At 37.8% G+C, this 17,200-nt stretch carries 16 protein-coding genes and 1 pseudogene; 9 read left to right on the top strand and 8 right to left on the bottom strand.

Features of this window, described 5'->3' with window-relative positions; translation table 11 throughout:
• Nucleotides 1-111 precede the first annotated feature (111 nt).
• The 3 genes from rdgB to tadA are packed head-to-tail and all read left to right on the top strand — an operon-like array spanning nucleotide 112 to nucleotide 2,463.
• Nucleotides 112-729: an RdgB/HAM1 family non-canonical purine NTP pyrophosphatase gene (rdgB, locus tag D1094_RS13160; protein WP_118960574.1), complete on the top strand. Its 618-nt coding sequence runs from the start codon at nucleotides 112-114 to the stop codon at nucleotides 727-729.
• Between the two features lie 19 nt (nucleotides 730-748).
• Nucleotides 749-1,897: a radical SAM family heme chaperone HemW gene (gene hemW, locus D1094_RS13155; protein ID WP_118960573.1), complete on the top strand. Its 1,149-nt coding sequence runs from the start codon at nucleotides 749-751 to the stop codon at nucleotides 1,895-1,897.
• 32 nt (nucleotides 1,898-1,929) lie between these two features.
• Nucleotides 1,930-2,463 (top strand): tRNA adenosine(34) deaminase TadA, encoded by a 534-nt coding sequence (gene tadA / locus D1094_RS13150; protein WP_118960594.1) that lies wholly within the window; start codon nucleotides 1,930-1,932, stop codon nucleotides 2,461-2,463.
• A gap of 40 nt (nucleotides 2,464-2,503) precedes the next feature.
• Here tadA and D1094_RS18955 read toward each other — a convergent pair whose 3' ends face one another.
• Complete coding sequence (locus tag D1094_RS18955; protein ID WP_259337958.1) at nucleotides 2,504-2,632, bottom strand: hypothetical protein; 129 nt, start codon at nucleotides 2,630-2,632, stop codon at nucleotides 2,504-2,506.
• Nucleotides 2,633-2,760: 128 nt separating this feature from the next.
• Nucleotides 2,761-4,338: a membrane-bound lytic murein transglycosylase MltF gene (gene mltF, locus D1094_RS13145; RefSeq protein ID WP_118960593.1), complete on the bottom strand. Its 1,578-nt coding sequence runs from the start codon at nucleotides 4,336-4,338 to the stop codon at nucleotides 2,761-2,763.
• 178 nt (nucleotides 4,339-4,516) lie between these two features.
• Between mltF and purL the strand changes: the two genes are divergently transcribed.
• Complete coding sequence (purL, locus tag D1094_RS13140; RefSeq protein ID WP_404851483.1) at nucleotides 4,517-8,458, top strand: phosphoribosylformylglycinamidine synthase; 3,942 nt, start codon at nucleotides 4,517-4,519, stop codon at nucleotides 8,456-8,458.
• On the opposite strand, the pseudogene D1094_RS18950 reads toward purL, so the two are convergent.
• Nucleotides 8,459-8,701: pseudogene (locus D1094_RS18950) on the bottom strand (hypothetical protein).
• 154 nt (nucleotides 8,702-8,855) lie between these two features.
• On the opposite strand from D1094_RS18950, the gene D1094_RS13130 reads away from it, so the two are divergent.
• Nucleotides 8,856-9,530, top strand: a complete 675-nt coding sequence (locus tag D1094_RS13130) for a nitroreductase family protein (protein WP_118960572.1) — start codon at nucleotides 8,856-8,858, stop codon at nucleotides 9,528-9,530.
• A gap of 41 nt (nucleotides 9,531-9,571) precedes the next feature.
• On the opposite strand, the gene D1094_RS13125 is transcribed toward D1094_RS13130, so the two are convergent.
• Together D1094_RS13125 and D1094_RS13120 are read right to left on the bottom strand one after the other, a co-directional pair.
• Nucleotides 9,572-9,787 carry a hypothetical protein gene (locus D1094_RS13125; RefSeq protein WP_118960571.1) on the bottom strand — a complete coding sequence of 72 codons (216 nt, stop codon included), beginning with the start codon at nucleotides 9,785-9,787 and terminating at the stop codon, nucleotides 9,572-9,574.
• Nucleotides 9,788-9,805: 18 nt separating this feature from the next.
• Nucleotides 9,806-10,147 carry a ribonuclease E inhibitor RraB gene (locus tag D1094_RS13120; RefSeq protein ID WP_118960570.1) on the bottom strand — a complete coding sequence of 114 codons (342 nt, stop codon included), beginning with the start codon at nucleotides 10,145-10,147 and terminating at the stop codon, nucleotides 9,806-9,808.
• 99 nt (nucleotides 10,148-10,246) lie between these two features.
• Between D1094_RS13120 and D1094_RS13115 the strand changes: the two genes are divergently transcribed.
• Complete coding sequence (locus tag D1094_RS13115) at nucleotides 10,247-11,176, top strand: RluA family pseudouridine synthase (protein ID WP_259337957.1); 930 nt, start codon at nucleotides 10,247-10,249, stop codon at nucleotides 11,174-11,176.
• 50 nt (nucleotides 11,177-11,226) lie between these two features.
• Here the strand turns inward: D1094_RS13115 and dapA are convergent, their stop codons facing one another.
• From dapA to D1094_RS13100, 3 genes are all read right to left on the bottom strand, one after another.
• Nucleotides 11,227-12,135, bottom strand: a complete 909-nt coding sequence (gene dapA, locus D1094_RS13110) for a 4-hydroxy-tetrahydrodipicolinate synthase (RefSeq protein ID WP_118960569.1) — start codon at nucleotides 12,133-12,135, stop codon at nucleotides 11,227-11,229.
• A gap of 59 nt (nucleotides 12,136-12,194) precedes the next feature.
• Nucleotides 12,195-12,578: a hypothetical protein gene (locus D1094_RS13105; RefSeq protein WP_118960568.1), complete on the bottom strand. Its 384-nt coding sequence runs from the start codon at nucleotides 12,576-12,578 to the stop codon at nucleotides 12,195-12,197.
• Nucleotides 12,579-12,722: 144 nt separating this feature from the next.
• Nucleotides 12,723-13,487 carry a DUF4097 family beta strand repeat-containing protein gene (locus tag D1094_RS13100; RefSeq protein WP_118960567.1) on the bottom strand — a complete coding sequence of 255 codons (765 nt, stop codon included), beginning with the start codon at nucleotides 13,485-13,487 and terminating at the stop codon, nucleotides 12,723-12,725.
• A 120-nt stretch (nucleotides 13,488-13,607) separates the two neighbouring features.
• Between D1094_RS13100 and D1094_RS13095 the strand changes: the two genes are divergently transcribed.
• The 3 genes from D1094_RS13095 to D1094_RS13085 all read left to right on the top strand — a co-directional run bounded on the left by D1094_RS13095 (nucleotide 13,608) and on the right by D1094_RS13085 (nucleotide 17,200).
• Nucleotides 13,608-14,900 carry a CinA family nicotinamide mononucleotide deamidase-related protein gene (locus tag D1094_RS13095; RefSeq protein WP_118960566.1) on the top strand — a complete coding sequence of 431 codons (1,293 nt, stop codon included), beginning with the start codon at nucleotides 13,608-13,610 and terminating at the stop codon, nucleotides 14,898-14,900.
• Nucleotides 14,901-15,082: 182 nt separating this feature from the next.
• Complete coding sequence (locus D1094_RS13090; protein ID WP_118960565.1) at nucleotides 15,083-15,409, top strand: hypothetical protein; 327 nt, start codon at nucleotides 15,083-15,085, stop codon at nucleotides 15,407-15,409.
• A gap of 99 nt (nucleotides 15,410-15,508) precedes the next feature.
• Nucleotides 15,509-17,200 carry a DUF342 domain-containing protein gene (locus tag D1094_RS13085; protein ID WP_118960564.1) on the top strand — a complete coding sequence of 564 codons (1,692 nt, stop codon included), beginning with the start codon at nucleotides 15,509-15,511 and terminating at the stop codon, nucleotides 17,198-17,200.

Genomic DNA, 17,200 nt, shown 5'->3' with positions numbered 1-17,200 from the left:
ATAAATATAATTAAAAGAGCTAAAAATAGCTCTTTTTTTTGGCAAAGTTTTCCAACTCACTTTAAATTGCGTTAAAATACTCAGTTCACCCTATTATCAAAGCAAAATGTCATGTCTAAAGTTGTTCTCGCCACGGGTAATCAAGGTAAAGTTAATGAACTTGCTGCTTTATTATCTGATCATAATATTACTGTTGTACCACAAAGTGAATTTAACGTTTCTGATGTGGCAGAAACAGGTACTACCTTTGTAGAAAATGCCATCATCAAAGCTCGCCATGCAGCCAAAATAACAGGCTTGCCAGCTATCGCTGATGATTCAGGTTTAGAAGTGGATGCACTTAACGGAGCACCAGGTGTTTATTCAGCACGCTATGCCATTGATATCTCTGGCGAAAACGTAACAGATGATGATAATACCAATAAATTACTTGATGAATTATCTGAAGTCGCCAACCCCAACCGCACTGCTCGCTTTCATTGTGTGCTGGTTTACATGAAACATGAGCATGATCCTACACCAATTATTTGCCACGGTGTCTGGCAGGGTTCAATCTCAAACGAAAAGCATGGTGAACAAGGGTTTGGTTACGATCCCGTGTTTTGGCAAGCATCATTAAACATGACTTCTGCACAATTACCGCGCGACATTAAAAACAAACTAAGCCATCGTGGTCAAGCGCTTGCACAGCTTGTTGAAAAACTTAGCGCGGCAAAAGTTAACGCTTAATAAGGTATTTAGCTAAATAATGAATTTAATTGCTCCAGAGCTTTCACTATATATTCACATTCCTTGGTGTGTGCAAAAATGCCCCTATTGTGATTTTAATTCACACGCACTCAAACATGACATCGATGAAGCTGCTTATGTGAAGGAATTAATCAAAGATCTCGATAGTGATATAAAGCAGTTTGACTTAGCCGATAGAGCTCTTCATTCTATTTTTATTGGTGGTGGCACACCAAGCTTATTTTCACCGCAAGCAATAGCATCACTATTAAGCCAAGTACTAGCTAGGTTTACTCATGCCAAAGACATTGAAATTACTCTAGAAGCAAACCCTGGTACCGTTGAAAGTGAAAAATTCGCAGGCTTTGCAAAAGCAGGCGTCAATCGTCTTTCAATCGGCGTACAATCTTTTGAATCAGAGAAACTGATAAAACTCGGTCGAATACATGATTCGCAACAAGCCTTGAATGCTGCTAGCTATGCCAAAGAGGCTGGGATTACTAGCTTTAATCTTGACTTAATGCATGGCCTCCCTAATCAATCACTCGAAAATGCTTTAGATGATTTAAAAACCGCGATTGAGCTTAAACCAGATCATTTATCTTGGTATCAACTTACCATTGAACCTAATACGGCTTTTCACTCTAAGCCACCTAAACTACCTCAAGATGAAGTGTTATGGGAAATTCAAGATCAAGGATTTAAACTACTTGCTGAAGCAGGTTATGTTCAATACGAAATTTCAGCATTTAGCCAAGCTAACAAGCAATGCCAACACAATTTAAATTATTGGCAGTTTGGTGACTACCTTGGTATTGGCTGTGGTGCTCATGGAAAAATTACAGATACTAAGAATCAGAAGATATTTAGAACCGTTAAAGTGAAACATCCCAAAGGTTATTTAGATTTAGATAGAAGCCATTTAGATCACTGCCATGTTGTTGAAGCTTCTGAGTTACCCTTTGAGTTTATGATGAATCGATTACGTTTATTTTCATCATTTTCTCTTAATGACTATCAACAAAGAACGGGATTAGCCAATGACACGGTTTTACCTCAGCTATTGCTTGCTGAACAAAAAGGCTTAATGGATCATAGCAAACAAAGATGGCAAATCACGTCGTTAGGTCATCGTTATTTAAATGATTTATTAGCATTATTTCTATGACAACTTTAGCCAAAAAGAATGCATCAACTCCAATGAATATTTCAACGTTAACCCCACAAGCGCTGGCTAATGAAGAAAAGTTTATGCAAAGAGCGTTTGAATTAGCGCAGCAAGCCGAGCAACATGATGAGATCCCTGTTGGTGCCGTTGTTGTTTACCAAAATGAAATTATCGGCGAAGGCTTTAACCAATCAATTATGCTTAACGATCCATCTGCTCATGCTGAAATGATCGCTATTAGAGCCGCAGGTAAAAAAATAAACAACTACCGATTACTCGACTGTACACTCTACGTCACTCTAGAGCCTTGTGCCATGTGTGCAGGGTTATTAGTTCATAGCAGAATTAAACGCGTTGTTTTTGCAAGCCCTGATTTAAAAACAGGTGCGGCGGGTAGTGTCTTTAATTTAGTAAATACACCTAAGTTAAATCATCAAATTGACGTACTCTCAGGCATAAAAACACAAGAATGTAGCCAGTTACTTTCAGCATTTTTTAAGCGACGCCGCCAAGAAAAAAAAGCCGCTAAGCTACAAGCAAAGCAATTAAAACAAACCAATAGCTAGTTCTTTACAAATTAGTTGTTTATTTTGCAGTTTTGATCATTTAGCTCTGGGCTACTTGAACAAATAAGCTTTGGTTGAAGTAACACTGACGACGATTAATCATTTTTTGCTGTTGTCTAATTAACTGTTTTCTACGTTGGCTAGTTTGTAATTGTCTTTTAAGTCTCATTATGAGCTCCATAATTAATAATTTCTTTAATAAGGCTATTATTTATGATGAAAATGACAGTTTTATGACACATACAAACTGTCACAATTTATTCATAATTTATCACCCTCTGTTAAAAGAAGTATAAATTACTGCTTAGGAGGTTTTTCTTGTTGAGGGGCTTGTTCAGTTACTGGTTCTAGTGCTTGCACTGGCAATTCACTCACCTCAGCCCCTTTCTCATTGATTTTACTTTCTTCAATTTGTCGCTGTTCTGCCTTAGCAAGTTCTGTCGCCTTATTATCTAGCCACACTAAGGTATCATAGTAACGACGAATATTTTCAACGTAGCGAACGGGCTCTTCTCCCCTAGCATAGCCATACTTAGTGTTTTTATAGTATTTCTTTTGCTGAAGTAATGGCAGACGCTTTTTAACTTCTACCCATCTGTCAGGGTCGCCACCTTGTCGCTGAGTGATAATACGTGCATCATTTAAATGACCAAAGCCTACGTTATACGAAGCTAAAGCAAACCAAATGCGATCAGGAGCAGGAATACGATCTGGCATTTTATCTATCATACGTTTGAAATATTTAGCACCACCTTTGATACTTTGCTCAGCATCTAAGCGGCTTTTTATTCCCATTTGTTTTGCTGTTGCCAGAGTTAGCATCATCATACCTCGTACACCAGTATGAGAGCGGGCATGAGGCCGCCAATGAGATTCCTGATAACTGATTGCTGCCAGTAAACGCCAATCAATATCTTGTGCGTATTTTTCAAATAAAGATTGATAGGTAGGCAGTGTTGTCTCTACCGATTTAATAAATGTTCTTGTGTCTACGTAATCAAACTTTTCAATATGACCATAATATTTATCATCTAAGGCAAGTAAGGTGCCGTCATGATGCACTTTTCCAAAAAACTCAATTAAGCTCGCTAAGATGTCATCAGCACTATTATTACTCACCATCCAAGCCAATTCTTCTGGTTTATTGATACTAAAGCCAATACTAATTTCAGGGTAATAACGACGATTTACCGCTAAACTATTGCTGTCTATGATGGTGTAGTCAATTTCTTCATTAAGTACTTTCTCAAGCAACTCTTCACTATCGTATTCATTGGTTTCTTGCCAAGAAAGTTTACTGTATTTACGTTTGAGCTTATCAAGGTTTTCAACATAGCTTGAGCCAGAAGTTACCATTAAGTTACCCGTTAAATCAGTTATTTTTCTTGGTCGAATTTTACCCTGTTTAAAAACAAGTTTCTGACTTACCGTTTCGTAAGTCGGTGCAAAGCGAAAGCGCTTGAGTCGCTTATCTGTGACAGCCAAACCTGCAGCAAGCAAATCTACTTCGCCTGTGTTTAATTTAATAAATAGCTCGTCTAAGCTATAACTTGGAATGATTCGAAGCTCTACTTGCAGTGTGTCTGCGTATTTTTTCGCCAATTCATACTCAAAACCTGCAAAGCCATCTGCTTTTACATAGTAATTAGTTGGCCCAAAAACCGTTCCAACATTAATATAACCACGTTGTAAAATTCGAGATAAACTTGGGCTTTCTGACTTATCTTTACAACTTATTAAAGCTAGACAAATCAGAGGGATAAATGCAACAGCACGCACTTTTACCTTAACAGTTCTACCAGAACTACCCGATAAAAATGTCACAAAAAGACGTAAAACATTCCCAAAAAATAAAAAGTTAACAGATTTTTTCATAACCTCAATTGTGTCGTGTATTAAGATAATAGCCAAGTACTTTTTTACTTAGACCTTTGGCTAATTTTTCTCATTAACAAAACCGCATTTTTCAACTATAATACGCGCGAAATTTTCAGTTAGTGCAAATAATAGTCTGCATTAATTAAAACCCTACATAAAACTTGGTAAATATCCTATGACGATGTTGATTAAAAACCTTCGTGGTGCTCCGGCACTTTCAGAGTTTAGAGTAAATAAATTGTTGGCCCAATGTGAAACTCAACAATTACCAGTAACTGACATTTATGCTGAATATGCTCACTTTGCTCAACTGAACGATGAGTTAACAACAGAAGAAGATAATGTTCTAAAACAGTTATTAACCTATGGTCCAACAATTGAGGAACATCAACCTCAAGGACTATTGTTACTTGTAACACCTCGTCCAGGGACTATTTCACCTTGGTCTTCAAAGTCTACCGATATCGCCCATAACTGTGGGTTAAATAAAGTAGTTCGTTTAGAAAGAGGTTTAGCCTATTACGTTGAAGTATCAGATAAATTATCAACAGAGCAACAAGCGCAATTAACATCATTGCTTCATGATCGCATGATGGAAAGTGTTTTTAGTGACTTATCACAAGCAAGCGATTTATTCGCCAGCAGTGAGCCTGGAGAATTTACTTCAATTGATATTCAAACTGGCGGTAAAGCAGCTTTAATCAATGCCAATGTTGAACTTGGTTTAGCACTTGCCGATGATGAAGTTAATTACTTATTTGAAAATTTCACTAAATTAGGGCGTAACCCACACGACATTGAGCTTTATATGTTTGCTCAAGCAAACTCTGAGCATTGTCGTCATAAAATATTTAATGCCGATTGGACTATTGATGGTGTAAAGCAAGAAAAATCATTATTCAAAATGATCCGCAACACCCACGAAGTGAACCCTGATTTTGTATTAAGTGCCTATAAAGATAATGCGGCAGTAATGGTGGGTAATAAAGGCGGTCGTTTCTTTCCAAACCCTGAAACCAATGTTTATGATTACCATCATGAAGACATTCAAGTGTTAATGAAAGTTGAAACACACAACCACCCTACTGCCATTTCACCATACCCAGGCGCAGCAACAGGTAGCGGTGGTGAAATTCGCGATGAAGGCGCAACAGGTATTGGCTCAAAGCCTAAAGCAGGCCTTGTTGGTTTTAGTGTCTCTAACTTACGTATTCCAGACTATGTTCAGCCTTGGGAAAGTGACTTTGGCAAACCAGGTCGTATCGTTTCTGCCTTTGATATTATGATGGAAGGCCCATTAGGCGGCGCAGCCTTTAACAACGAATTTGGTCGTCCTGCTATTTTAGGTTATTTCAGAACATACGAAGAAGAAGTTAACTCATTCAATGGCAAAGAAGTCCGTGGTTACCATAAACCAATAATGATTGCCGGTGGTTTAGGTAACATTCGTGATGAACATGTTCAAAAAGGTGACATTGTTGTTGGTGCTAACCTCATTGCTTTAGGTGGACCAGCAATGAACATTGGCTTAGGTGGCGGCGCAGCTTCTTCTATGGCTTCTGGTCAATCAGCCGAAAATTTAGATTTTGCTTCTGTACAGCGTGAAAACCCTGAAATGGAACGTCGTTGTCAGGAAGTTATCGACAAATGTTGGCAATTGGGTGACAAAAATCCAATCTTATTTATTCATGATGTTGGCGCAGGTGGCTTATCAAACGCTTTCCCTGAGCTTGTTTCTGACGGCGGTCGTGGTGGCGTTTTTGAATTACGTAATGTACCAAATGACGAACGTAGTATGACACCTCATGAAATCTGGTGTAATGAATCACAAGAGCGTTATGTGCTTGCCGTGTCAGATGAGCAACTAGATCTTTTCACCGAAATTTGTCAACGTGAAAGAGCACCATTTGCTGTAGTAGGTAAAGCAATAGAAGAAGAACACTTAACGGTAACTGATTCACACTTTGCTGATAACGAAGAACTAAATACGCCAATTGATTTACCACTTGACGTATTGTTAGGTAAAACACCAAAAATCATCAAAAATGTTGAATCAACAACAGCTTCAGGTGATTCATTAGATTTAAGCCAAGCGTCGTTAAGTGATGCGGCTGATAGAATTTTAAGCTTACCTACCGTAGCAGAAAAAACTTTCTTGATTACTATTGGCGATCGCTCAGTAACGGGCATGGTTAATCGTGACCAAATGGTTGGTCCATGGCAGGTGCCTGTAGCTGATTGTGGTGTTACCGCGAATGCTCTTGATAGCTACCACGGTGAAGCAATGGCAATGGGTGAACGAACGCCAGTTGCGTTATTAAACTATGGCGCATCAGCACGATTAGCCGTGGCCGAGTCAATATTGAACATTGCAGGTGCCGATATTGGTACCCTAAATCGTATTAAACTCTCTGCTAACTGGATGTCTCCAGCGGGTCACCCAGGTGAAGATGCAGGTTTATATGAAGCCGTTAAAGCCATTGGTGAAGAGTTATGTCCTGAATTAGGCTTAACCATTCCAGTAGGTAAAGATTCAATGTCAATGAAAACGCAATGGCAAGAAAACGGGGAAGATAAGTGTGTTACTTCACCTATGTCATTAGTTATTACAGCGTTTGGTGCCGTTGACGATATTCGAAAAACAGTAACCCCAGAACTAAGAACTGATAAAGGTAATACTCGTCTTGTCGCTATCGATTTATCACAAGGTAAATACCGTTTAGGTGGCTCTTGTTTAGCACAAGTATATAAGCAGTTAGGTAGTGAAACACCTGACGTTGATGATGCACAAGCATTAAAAGGCTTCTTTAAAGCCATTCAAGAATTAGTTGATAAGAAAAAACTTATTGCTTATCACGATATTTCTGATGGTGGCCTATTTACAACGGTTGCTGAAATGGCCTTTGCCGGTCACACTGGCGTAGATATTGATCTTAGCAAGTTCACTTCTCATTTAGGCAATGACTTAGATGTGTTATTTAGCGAAGAGTTAGGTGCCGTTATTCAAATTCATGAAGATGATGTTGATAGCATTCATGAAGTTTTCACTGAACACGGTATTTTAGGCCTCTGTACTGACATTGGTCGTATTAATGATGAAGATGTTATTCGTTTTAGTCGAGATGGCAACGAAGTACTGGCTAATTCTCGTACTTATTTCCGTACCTTATGGGCACAAACAACATTCAAGATGCAATCACTTCGTGATAACCCTGAATGTGCGCAGCAAGAACATGATGTGAAATTTGATACTGAAGACCCTGGTTTAAACACTGAACTAACTTACGACATCAGCGAAGACATTGTAGCCGACCTTATTGCAAAAGATGCAAAAGAGAGCACCCACCCTAAAATCGCAATTCTTCGTGAGCAAGGTGTTAACTCGCATGTTGAAATGGCAGCTGCTTTTGACCGTGCAGGCTTTGTGGCAATGGATGTTCATATGTCAGATATCTTATCTGGTCGAACTGATCTTGCTGACTTCAATGGATTAGTTGCTTGTGGTGGCTTCTCTTACGGTGATGTTTTAGGTGCAGGTGAAGGTTGGGCAAAATCAATCTTGTTTAATGCCAATGCAAGAGCAATGTTTAAAGCTTTCTTTGAACGTGAAGACACATTTAGCTTAGGTGTTTGTAATGGTTGTCAAATGCTGTCTAATTTGAAAGAAATTATTCCTGGTTCTGACGCATGGCCTCGCTTTGTACAAAACAAATCTGAGCGCTTTGAAGCACGTTTCTCGCTAGTTGAAATACAAGAAAGCCCATCGGTATTATTTACTGACATGGCTGGTTCTCGTATGCCTATTGCTGTTTCTCACGGTGAAGGTCGCACAGAGTTTAGCTCGGAAGAGGCTATAGGTGCTGCCAACGATTCAGGTACCGTTTCAATGCGTTATGTTGACAACTACGGTCAAGTAACAGAGACCTACCCTGCTAATCCAAATGGTTCACCCGATGGTATTACGGCGTTAACTACAACAGATGGTCGTGTTACTATCATGATGCCTCACCCTGAACGTGTATTTAGAACAGTGGCAAACTCATGGCACCCAGATAACTGGGGTGAAGATTCTCCATGGGTACGCATGTTCCGTAATGCGCGTAAATTTATTGGTTAATCATTTATTTTTTATTAAAAAGTAAACACCTGTAAATACATTAGGGGCTGTTGATCTTTCAGGGTTATTTTTGCAGCTTTTTGTTGGATATTTGTACAAGGCAGAGCCTTTGTCATGTGGTTATTCCACATAAAAAGGCGATAACGCCGTAAAAATGACCAACAAACGCTGTCCGAAGGATTCGGCTAAAAGCATTTTACGCTTTGTTGAGTAGTATTTGCTTAGAATGACTAAGCTACACACTACTCGCCGCGAATAAAACGCTTTTAGCTCGAACAAAATTTAATCGCGAAAGATCAACAGACCCTAGAAACCGACATTCATATGTCGGTTTTTTTATTGTTAAAAAATTGTTAAGCTATTTTCTTTTCAGCACGAAATAATCAATAGGCTTACTATGCAAGAACACGACAGCTCACCATTAACTGACTATATAGAATACCCTGAAACAGAAATGCTTGAACGTTCAGAAAGTTTTTATAATGACATAAAACGCCGCCATTCAGTTCGTAAGTTTAGTAATCGTCCTGTTGATAAAACAATTATTGAAAACTGCTTAAAAGCGGCTGGTACTGCCCCAAGTGGTGCTAATCATCAACCATGGCATTTTGTTGCCGTAAGTAGTGCAGAAGTAAAGAAACAAATCCGAGAGCAAGCTGAGCATCATGAACGTGGGTTTTATGAAGGAAGAGCTGGTGAAGAGTGGTTAAATGCTTTAAAGGATTTAGGCACAGATGCCAATAAACCCTATTTAGAACATGCGCCTTGGTTAATTGCTATTTTTAGCCAAAAGAAAGGCGGAGTAAAAGAAGAAGATAAACAGACCAATTACTATGTTCATGAATCGGTAGGAATAGCGACGGGAATATTAATTACTGCACTGCATAATGCTGGTTTAGTAACCCTTACCCACACACCAAAACCTATGTCGTTTCTCAGTAAAGTCTGTAATCGAGGAGAAAACGAAAGGGCTTATATGTTACTTATTGCAGGTTACCCTGCAAATGACGCAACAGTGCCTAGCCATGCTCAAGTTAAAAAATCGTTAGACGACATTGCTACTTTTTTATAAGTCAACTATTCATGAAATCGCATAGTGTTTTTTGAAAAAATTTAACAAAAGTCTAACGCAACATCCGTACAACCTTTATCACAACGTATACCAGAATGTTCACTTTTTTCCGGTGTATATAGTGTTAAGGGTTGTCCACATAGTTCACAACGAACCACTTTCCCTACCATCATTTGTTTAACCATTTTTTTATGGTTATTAAACGACGCTTTGCTGTGCTTTTGTAGTTCAGAAAACTGACTTAGATCAATAGCCATTAATTAACCGCCTCCATTTTACGGTTTAACAAAATAAACACCATCAAATTTTCCATGTAAAGGAGCGGAACTCGTTTCTAGCAATTCTTGATAACCACTTATACTAAAATAGTTTGCTGGCATTTGAGGGTAAGCAGTTATCTCCCAAGGAAAATCTGGGTTTGCTTCAAAAGGACAAAACGATAACTTTTGATTATTTTCTAGCAAAAGCTGGCCAAACTTTAGCGCTAGCTCTTGTGAAGGGAAAATCACAGAGAATTCAATTTCACGTTCATGTGATAAGTCTTCACCTGCTTGTTGCATCTCCCACAGTACATTGCCTATTTCATCTTCTGGGAAAAGGTTAAGGTCACGAGACATAGTCTATTTACTCTTTTTTTAATCTATTGTTTATTTTAGCTTTGCTATCAAAATAAACCTAGTAAAATAGTAGAATCAAATTAATTAAGTGCGTCAGTTATGCAAAAAGTAGAACAATTAAATACTGAAAATGAAATCATGAACCCATTTGAATGCCACATAGACATCATTGACCTTGAGGCAATTAGTATTGTCGATTTACTCGTAAATCAATGTAACGAACAAGGCGTTAAGCTATCTAAAGCCCAAATTAAACAAGCTATTGCTAAAGGGGCATTGTGGTTAAGCCGAGGTAAGCATACCCAACGTCTTAGGCGGTTAAAGAAAAAGTTATTAGCACAAGATAAACTGCACTTCTACTTTAACCCTAAGGTACTTTCAACCGAGGTAGCGCCTGCAAAGCTTATCGCAGATTTAAAAGATTACAGTGTCTGGTTTAAGCCATATGGCATGCTTAGTCAGGGCTCAAAATGGAGCGATCACTGCACCATCACCCGATTCGCGCAGCAATACTTCCCTGATGAAAGAGCCGTTTTTATAGTACACCGTTTAGACAGAGCTGCGACAGGGTTAATTTTAGTCGCGCATAGTAAAAAAGCGGCTAAGCTATTTAGTGCATTATTTGAAAAGCATCAGCTAGAAAAACAATATCAAATCATTGTTCATGGCGACTTTAGTTCACAGACTACACCAAAGGTTATTGAGCTCCCTATTGATGAAAAGCCAGCAAGAAGCACTTTCACCTTTGCCCAATACCATCAAGCACTAAATCAATCGTTAGTGAATGTATTAATAGATACAGGTAGAAAACATCAAATAAGAAAACATGCTGCCAGTATTGGTTTTCCAGTAGTGGGTGATAGATTGCATGGCGATAAAAGTTTAGCTGAGGGTTCAGTTGAAAGTTACGCTGCAGACTTACAACTTTGCGCAGTAAGTTTATCTTTTACTTGCCCATTCACTGAGCAAGTAAAAGCATTTAAGGTGCTTGATGAAGATAAGCCCCATTTTGCCATTGTTGAAGCTTAGGCTCTTGTCACTTTAATTTTTTTGTTAATACCTTAAGTGCAATTAAGCTCCTAAGCGCAGTAATTAAAGTCACTATCAGATAACACTTCAACTGTATCACCAACTAAGTCTTGTTGAGCGGTTGCTCTTAAAAGAGTCGCCCCTTCTTCTCGTTGTGTTTGTGTTAACGCTTTATAAGGTAAACGAAAGTTTGGTTTTACAGCCCCTGTCATCATTAACGCAGTATTAATAGCAATAGGGTTAGGCTCACAAAACAACCATTTCATTAACGATTGTAGGCGTTCATTTACTTGTGGAACATCACTATCCATTAATTGACGCATCAAGCCTGGCACAATGTTTGAAGCCACGGAAATAACACCGTGTGAGCCAAACTTATGTTTACCAACAAAACATTCATCATCATTGCCAGACCAACAAGGAATACCTTGCTGTTCGTAGTGAGCGATTCGCTCATTACCAGCACACTCTTTTACACCAATAAAGTTTTTATGTTTAGCTAATGGTTCGATAATTTCAGGGGTTAAATCTTGACCTGTTCTACCTGGTACATTGTAGATAAAAGCAGGGCCAATCGCTAAAACACGTTGAAAATGCTCGGCAACACCCGCTAATGAGGTTCGCCCATAATAAGGATTAATTTGTAAAGAAGCATCCATACCAACAGCAAAACCATTCTCAGTAGCTTTAATGGCTTCTCTGGTGTTATTACTGCCAGTATTACCGACAATAATTAACTTGTCTGAGAATCGATGAACACAATGAGCAATCAGTATTATATGCTCTTCCCAGCTTAACAGCTGACCTTCTCCTGTTGTACCACCAACAATAATGCCATCAACACCCGCAGCAATTTGCTGTTCAATTAAGGCATCATAAGTGGTTAAACAAATATCACCGTTACTATCATAAGGTGTTTTAATTGCGGTGATTAAACTTGCGGCTTGTAATCTTTTCATTACGTTCTCTAACTTTTAAATAATTCAGACCTAAAGGTCAAACAGCTATAAATCAACTATTAACAATGACCAACATTATCAGTCACTCGGTGCATAGTAAAAATATCATTCGTCACTATGTGTTGATATTGGAAAGTTTGATGTGATAATTGCAACACTTTATACGCATGATAGTTATCAGCATTGTTTAAGTCGGTTGCATACACTTCTTGATCAATCACTTCATTTTTCGTGGTGGTAAAATGAATATCTCCAACGAGTCCCCAGTCACCTAGCTCAATAACTTGGCTGGTTATATCGCCTTGTTCGTTATAGAACACAAAGGTAAACTCAAAACTGCCATCAGCAGTCAACTCAGCATATTCAACCAATTGATGACCTTGTTCGTCTCTGTCTTTTCTATACCAACGACCAATAAGCAACTCTCTTGAATAATTCATCATAATATTCCAATAAAAAGTTGTACAACAAGTAGTCGCTTTCCTAAAAAAAATGCGACTTCGTTATACAAAGTCGCATCATTTTATAGGCTATTGACAACAAAGCCAATGTATAACCTTAAACTATCTTGGAAAAGACCATGAAAATTAATTTGATAATACTTTAATACTACCATTAACACTTTCAAGATTTATTTTTGCACCACCTTGGCCTATATTTCCTGTTAAACTCTTCCCGACAAAAGATTTTTTTTCTGCTTGTAAACCAAAATCTGTTTTAATGCTGCCATGCAATGTATCGATATCTAGTTTAGCATTAACATTTTCTGGTAAATACAGTTTTATACTGCCATTAACCGTTTCAATTTCAACATCATTAATATCACCATCAAACGATTGATAATAAGCTTTAATGCTGCCGTTTACAGAGCTTAATTCACTATCGCTTTTTAAACCTGTTGCCTTAATTGAACCATTCACTAATTCAGCCTCTACTTCACCATGAATATCTGCAATGGTTAAACTACCATTTACTAACTCAATATCTTCAAGGTTGGTGTTAGCAGGCATCCACACTTTATAACTCACCTCGCCTGAATTATTTCGGTTAAACGATGAGTTTTTTTCATATTCAGTAACGACAGTAACTTTCTGACCACTTTGATTCATTTTAACTTTAATGCGATCTCTATCTTCCTGATTATCGGCCTCAATAGTCGCGATGACTTTAATATTATTTTCATTCCAACTGACAATATCAACAGAGCCGTTAATATTAGAAAGACTAAAAGTACTGTTACTTGCTACGGTAAATGAGTTTTCTACCGTTTCATTAATATCTGCAAATACAGATAAACTAATTGAGCTAACCAAAACGCCAGCAGCAATACTTTTTTTAATTGAATAGTTCATGTTATTTCCTTTTGTTGTTATTGAGACAGCAAAGAGTCTTTTGCTTTATTTAAATTATTAGATGTAAGCGCGATTAAAAAGGTTTAAATTGACGTAATAAATTTTTAAAAGATAAGCGTTATGAACAAAACACTGAATATTCAATTACTCTTAACTGGTGATGAACTAATGTCAGGAGATATACTTGATAGTAATTCTGCCATGATAGCTCAAGAGCTAAAAAACTTAGGTTTAGATTTAGCCAAAAAAACAACGGTAGGTGATAACCTAGATACGCTAATCACTGAAATTAACAACATAACTCTAGATGCTGACATTCTTGTTATCAATGGCGGTCTTGGCCCTACCATCGATGATTTAACCGCGCTAGCATTAAGCAAAGCAACATCAACAGAGCTTGAGGAGCATCCGCAAGCTTTAGCGCAAATAAAAGCTTGGTGTGAAAGACGTAATAGCCCTCTTAATGCGCCAAATTTAAAGCAAGCACTGTTACCAAAGAGCTGCACTATCATACCTAATAAAAACGGTAGTGCGCCTGGGTTTATCGTTTCACACCAACAATGTGATATTTATTGTACACCAGGGGTGCCCCATGAATTACAAACCATGCTGCAAGAACAAATAATTCCATCTATTACTAATTTAGTACCGAAAAATGCTATATCAGAAACCACACGATTACAGGTGTTTGGCCTAGGTGAATCTTCTTTACAAAAGGAAATAGATAAGCAGTTACCCGATTGGCCAAGCGATATAGAAATAGGGTTTAGAGCAGGTAAGCCATTACTGGAAGTAAAAATAACTTGTCGAAATGAATCGGCCCTAGAACAAAAAGAAGTGTGGTTAGATAAACTCAAAACCGTTTTAGCGGGGCATTATTTAGGCACGGTAAAAAACTCACCTAAAACCTTAGCAGAGCATACACTCAACCTTTTACAACAGCATAATTATAAATTAACTTGTGCGGAATCATGTACTGGTGGCTTAATTTCGAGTTTATTGACTAACATTAGTGGCTCATCAGCAAGCTTTGAGGCTGGCTACGTTACCTATAGTAATAAGATGAAAACCGATATGCTTGCAGTTAACCCTGTATTATTCGAGCAACATGGTGCCGTAAGTAAAGAAGTCGTCCTTGAAATGGCAACAGGCGCGTTAAAAAAATCTAAAGCAGATCTAGCTATTGCTGTATCAGGTATAGCAGGACCAAATGGTGGAACGAAAGAAAAGCCTGTAGGCACAGTATGGGTTGCCTGGGGAAGTATTGATAATTTACAGAGTCAATGCTTTTTAATCCCTTTAGCTAGAAGATATTTTCAGCAATATGTTGCCAATATTAGTCTAGACTTAATAAGGCGAAAATTAATTCATTCAATAGAAACACCTAATTATGTTATTGAACGAGGTATTTAATAACCTTTATAACTTGATATCCAAGAAGCATAATTATTAAAAATTAAGGCGACTAAGAGCGACTACCTAAAAATTTTTTCTAATCGCGACACATAAGACTATGATAGTTATTGCGTAGTGCTTAAAAAATTTATATATTGAATTTAAATAAACAAAGATGTTCATCAAGTTAGGAGCATATTTTGATAGAGAAAAACTTTATCACCAGTGGGCGTAATACAATTATCCATAAGATTAAAAAGTTTGATTTAATCATTGTTAATGGCGACAAACCTGCGGTAATTATTAGTCACAGAGGCATTGGTATTTTTAAAGGTGAAATCCCAAGCAAGCGCTCTATTGCTAAAAAGGCCTATCAAGACATTGTCGATGTTACTGCTGTTGATGTTTTTGGCGAAGAGAAAACCTTGTTATTTGTTCAAGCCCTAGACGGTGTTGAATACAAGGTTGATTACAGTAAAGAAGGCACAGGCAACTTTATTAAAATTCATCAAACACATTACATTTAATGAGTACATGTAGTTAAAATCTATAACGATTTTATATTATTTATTAATACCTGACCGTTTTTCTTCGACTTATATACAGTTAGGTGGAGCACCCCCTTCATGACTAAAGCTAGTTTAATTACCAACGATAAAAATAATGTAGACTTGCTATTAGAGCCTATAAAAGGTGGAGAGTCTATCTCTGCTTTAACAATTAAAGAGCTGATTAGCGCATCAGAATTTAAAAGCTTGTATCTCAATGAGAACAATATAAAAAATGCAGTAGCTGAACTCAATGATGTTTTAAAGCCTCTACAAGAAAAGCAAGTGGGTAGAGACATACGTTATCAAGTGCTTGAAAGGATTGATGCTACAATCAAGATAACCATTGAAAGTGATGAAATGGAAGCCTCTGCTGAAATCACAACAGCACAAGGTGGGCAACACCTCACCGCGAAAGCAATTTTAACAGCAGCACAAGAAGCAGGCGTTAAAAAAGGTTTTAGTAAAGAACATTTAGTTAAGCTTGCTCAACTAGCTGCTAAAGAAGAACCAAACAGCCAAGTAGTAATGCAAATTGCTTCAGGTAAAGTCGCTATCAATGGTAAAGATGCGGTCATTAAACCATTAGTTGAAAGTGCACAAACACGTATTCTCAAACCTAAAAAAAGAGAAGATGGCAGTGTCGACATGCGAGATTTGGGCGACATTATTTGCGTAAAAGTAGGCGACCCACTCGCTAAAAAAATCCCCCTCACTCAAGGAAAAGAGGGATACACCGTTACCGCAACACCACTTACACCGGAGCCAGGCAATGATATCCAACTCATTTCTGGTGAAGGCACATGTATTAGTGCAAAAAATGAAAACGTCCTAGTATCAGAAAAAGTAGGCTTACCTAAATTAATTGATAACGGTATGGAAGTTGACGAAATTTATAAAATCAAAGATGTCACTGTTGCAACAGGTAATATAAATTTTACGGGTAGCGTCATTATTGAAGGTGATGTTACAGAAGGTATGAAAGTAATAGCCAGTGGGGATATTACTATAGGCGGTTTTGTTGAATCTGCCACTCTTGAAGCTGGTGGGGATATAACGATTTCAGGCGGTATAATTGGTCGTAAATATGATGTTGAGAAAACAGAAGTGACCGATGTTGTTATGAGCGTAAACGTCAGCGCAAAAGGCAGTATTTTTGCTAAATATGCACAGTATGCTCAAATTAATTCAGGTCAAGATGTAAGAATTGAAAATCAACTTTTACATAGTATTTTAAACATCAATGGTCGCCTTTGGGTAGGTAAAGAAGATAAGGCCGACGGTAAACTAATTGGCGGATACATCAAAGCAGGAACTTCTGTTCAAGCGGGAATGGTTGGTGCGACAGCTGGTAGCAATACCATTATTAATTATGAACATAAGATTATAAAATTCAAAGAACAGATTCACGATATTGATGAAAAATTAAAAGCGGCTTCAGAGAGTATGACTGAATTAAAAAATGCAGTTAACAAACTCAAGAACCTACCAAAAGATAAAGCAAAACCAGAATTATTAGCCAAAGTGATTTCAAGTTACCAAGCACAAGCAAAAGAAATGGGTATAATCCAAGAAGAAAAAGACTCTCTAGAAACCAACCTACAAGAGTATATGTGCAGCGTATTTATTCTCGCCAATGAAAAGTTATATCATGGTGTAGAGATGATTGTCGGAGACTTCCACGATAGAACACGTCGCGAATATGGTCCCAGTAAAATGCGTTATTTTGAACGAAAAGTTCATATTGAAGCTCTTGTCCATAGCGAATAA

This window comes from Colwellia sp. RSH04 (genome assembly GCF_003545765.1).
Lineage (GTDB): Bacteria > Pseudomonadota > Gammaproteobacteria > Enterobacterales > Alteromonadaceae > Colwellia.
The sequence above is the reverse complement of the archived record's forward strand: the minus strand, read 5'-3'. Positions and strand labels throughout refer to the sequence as shown.

What these genes read in the sequence shown, in the direction of transcription:
- hemW (WP_118960573.1), top strand. Translation starts at nt 749, where the DNA reads ATGAATTTAATTGCTCCAGAGCTTTCACTATATATTCACATTCCTTGG.
- D1094_RS13130 (WP_118960572.1), top strand. Translation starts at nt 8,856, where the DNA reads ATGCAAGAACACGACAGCTCACCATTAACTGACTATATAGAATACCCT.
- D1094_RS13125 (WP_118960571.1), bottom strand. Translation starts at nt 9,787, where the DNA reads ATGGCTATTGATCTAAGTCAGTTTTCTGAACTACAAAAGCACAGCAAA.
- D1094_RS18955 (WP_259337958.1), bottom strand. Translation starts at nt 2,632, where the DNA reads ATGAGACTTAAAAGACAATTACAAACTAGCCAACGTAGAAAACAGTTA.
- dapA (WP_118960569.1), bottom strand. Translation starts at nt 12,135, where the DNA reads ATGAAAAGATTACAAGCCGCAAGTTTAATCACCGCAATTAAAACACCT.
- D1094_RS13095 (WP_118960566.1), top strand. Translation starts at nt 13,608, where the DNA reads ATGAACAAAACACTGAATATTCAATTACTCTTAACTGGTGATGAACTA.
- purL (WP_404851483.1), top strand. Translation starts at nt 4,517, where the DNA reads ATGACGATGTTGATTAAAAACCTTCGTGGTGCTCCGGCACTTTCAGAG.
- D1094_RS13105 (WP_118960568.1), bottom strand. Translation starts at nt 12,578, where the DNA reads ATGATGAATTATTCAAGAGAGTTGCTTATTGGTCGTTGGTATAGAAAA.
- D1094_RS13085 (WP_118960564.1), top strand. Translation starts at nt 15,509, where the DNA reads ATGACTAAAGCTAGTTTAATTACCAACGATAAAAATAATGTAGACTTG.
- D1094_RS13115 (WP_259337957.1), top strand. Translation starts at nt 10,247, where the DNA reads ATGCAAAAAGTAGAACAATTAAATACTGAAAATGAAATCATGAACCCA.
- D1094_RS13100 (WP_118960567.1), bottom strand. Translation starts at nt 13,487, where the DNA reads ATGAACTATTCAATTAAAAAAAGTATTGCTGCTGGCGTTTTGGTTAGC.
- D1094_RS13120 (WP_118960570.1), bottom strand. Translation starts at nt 10,147, where the DNA reads ATGTCTCGTGACCTTAACCTTTTCCCAGAAGATGAAATAGGCAATGTA.
- tadA (WP_118960594.1), top strand. Translation starts at nt 1,930, where the DNA reads ATGAATATTTCAACGTTAACCCCACAAGCGCTGGCTAATGAAGAAAAG.
- mltF (WP_118960593.1), bottom strand. Translation starts at nt 4,338, where the DNA reads ATGAAAAAATCTGTTAACTTTTTATTTTTTGGGAATGTTTTACGTCTT.
- rdgB (WP_118960574.1), top strand. Translation starts at nt 112, where the DNA reads ATGTCTAAAGTTGTTCTCGCCACGGGTAATCAAGGTAAAGTTAATGAA.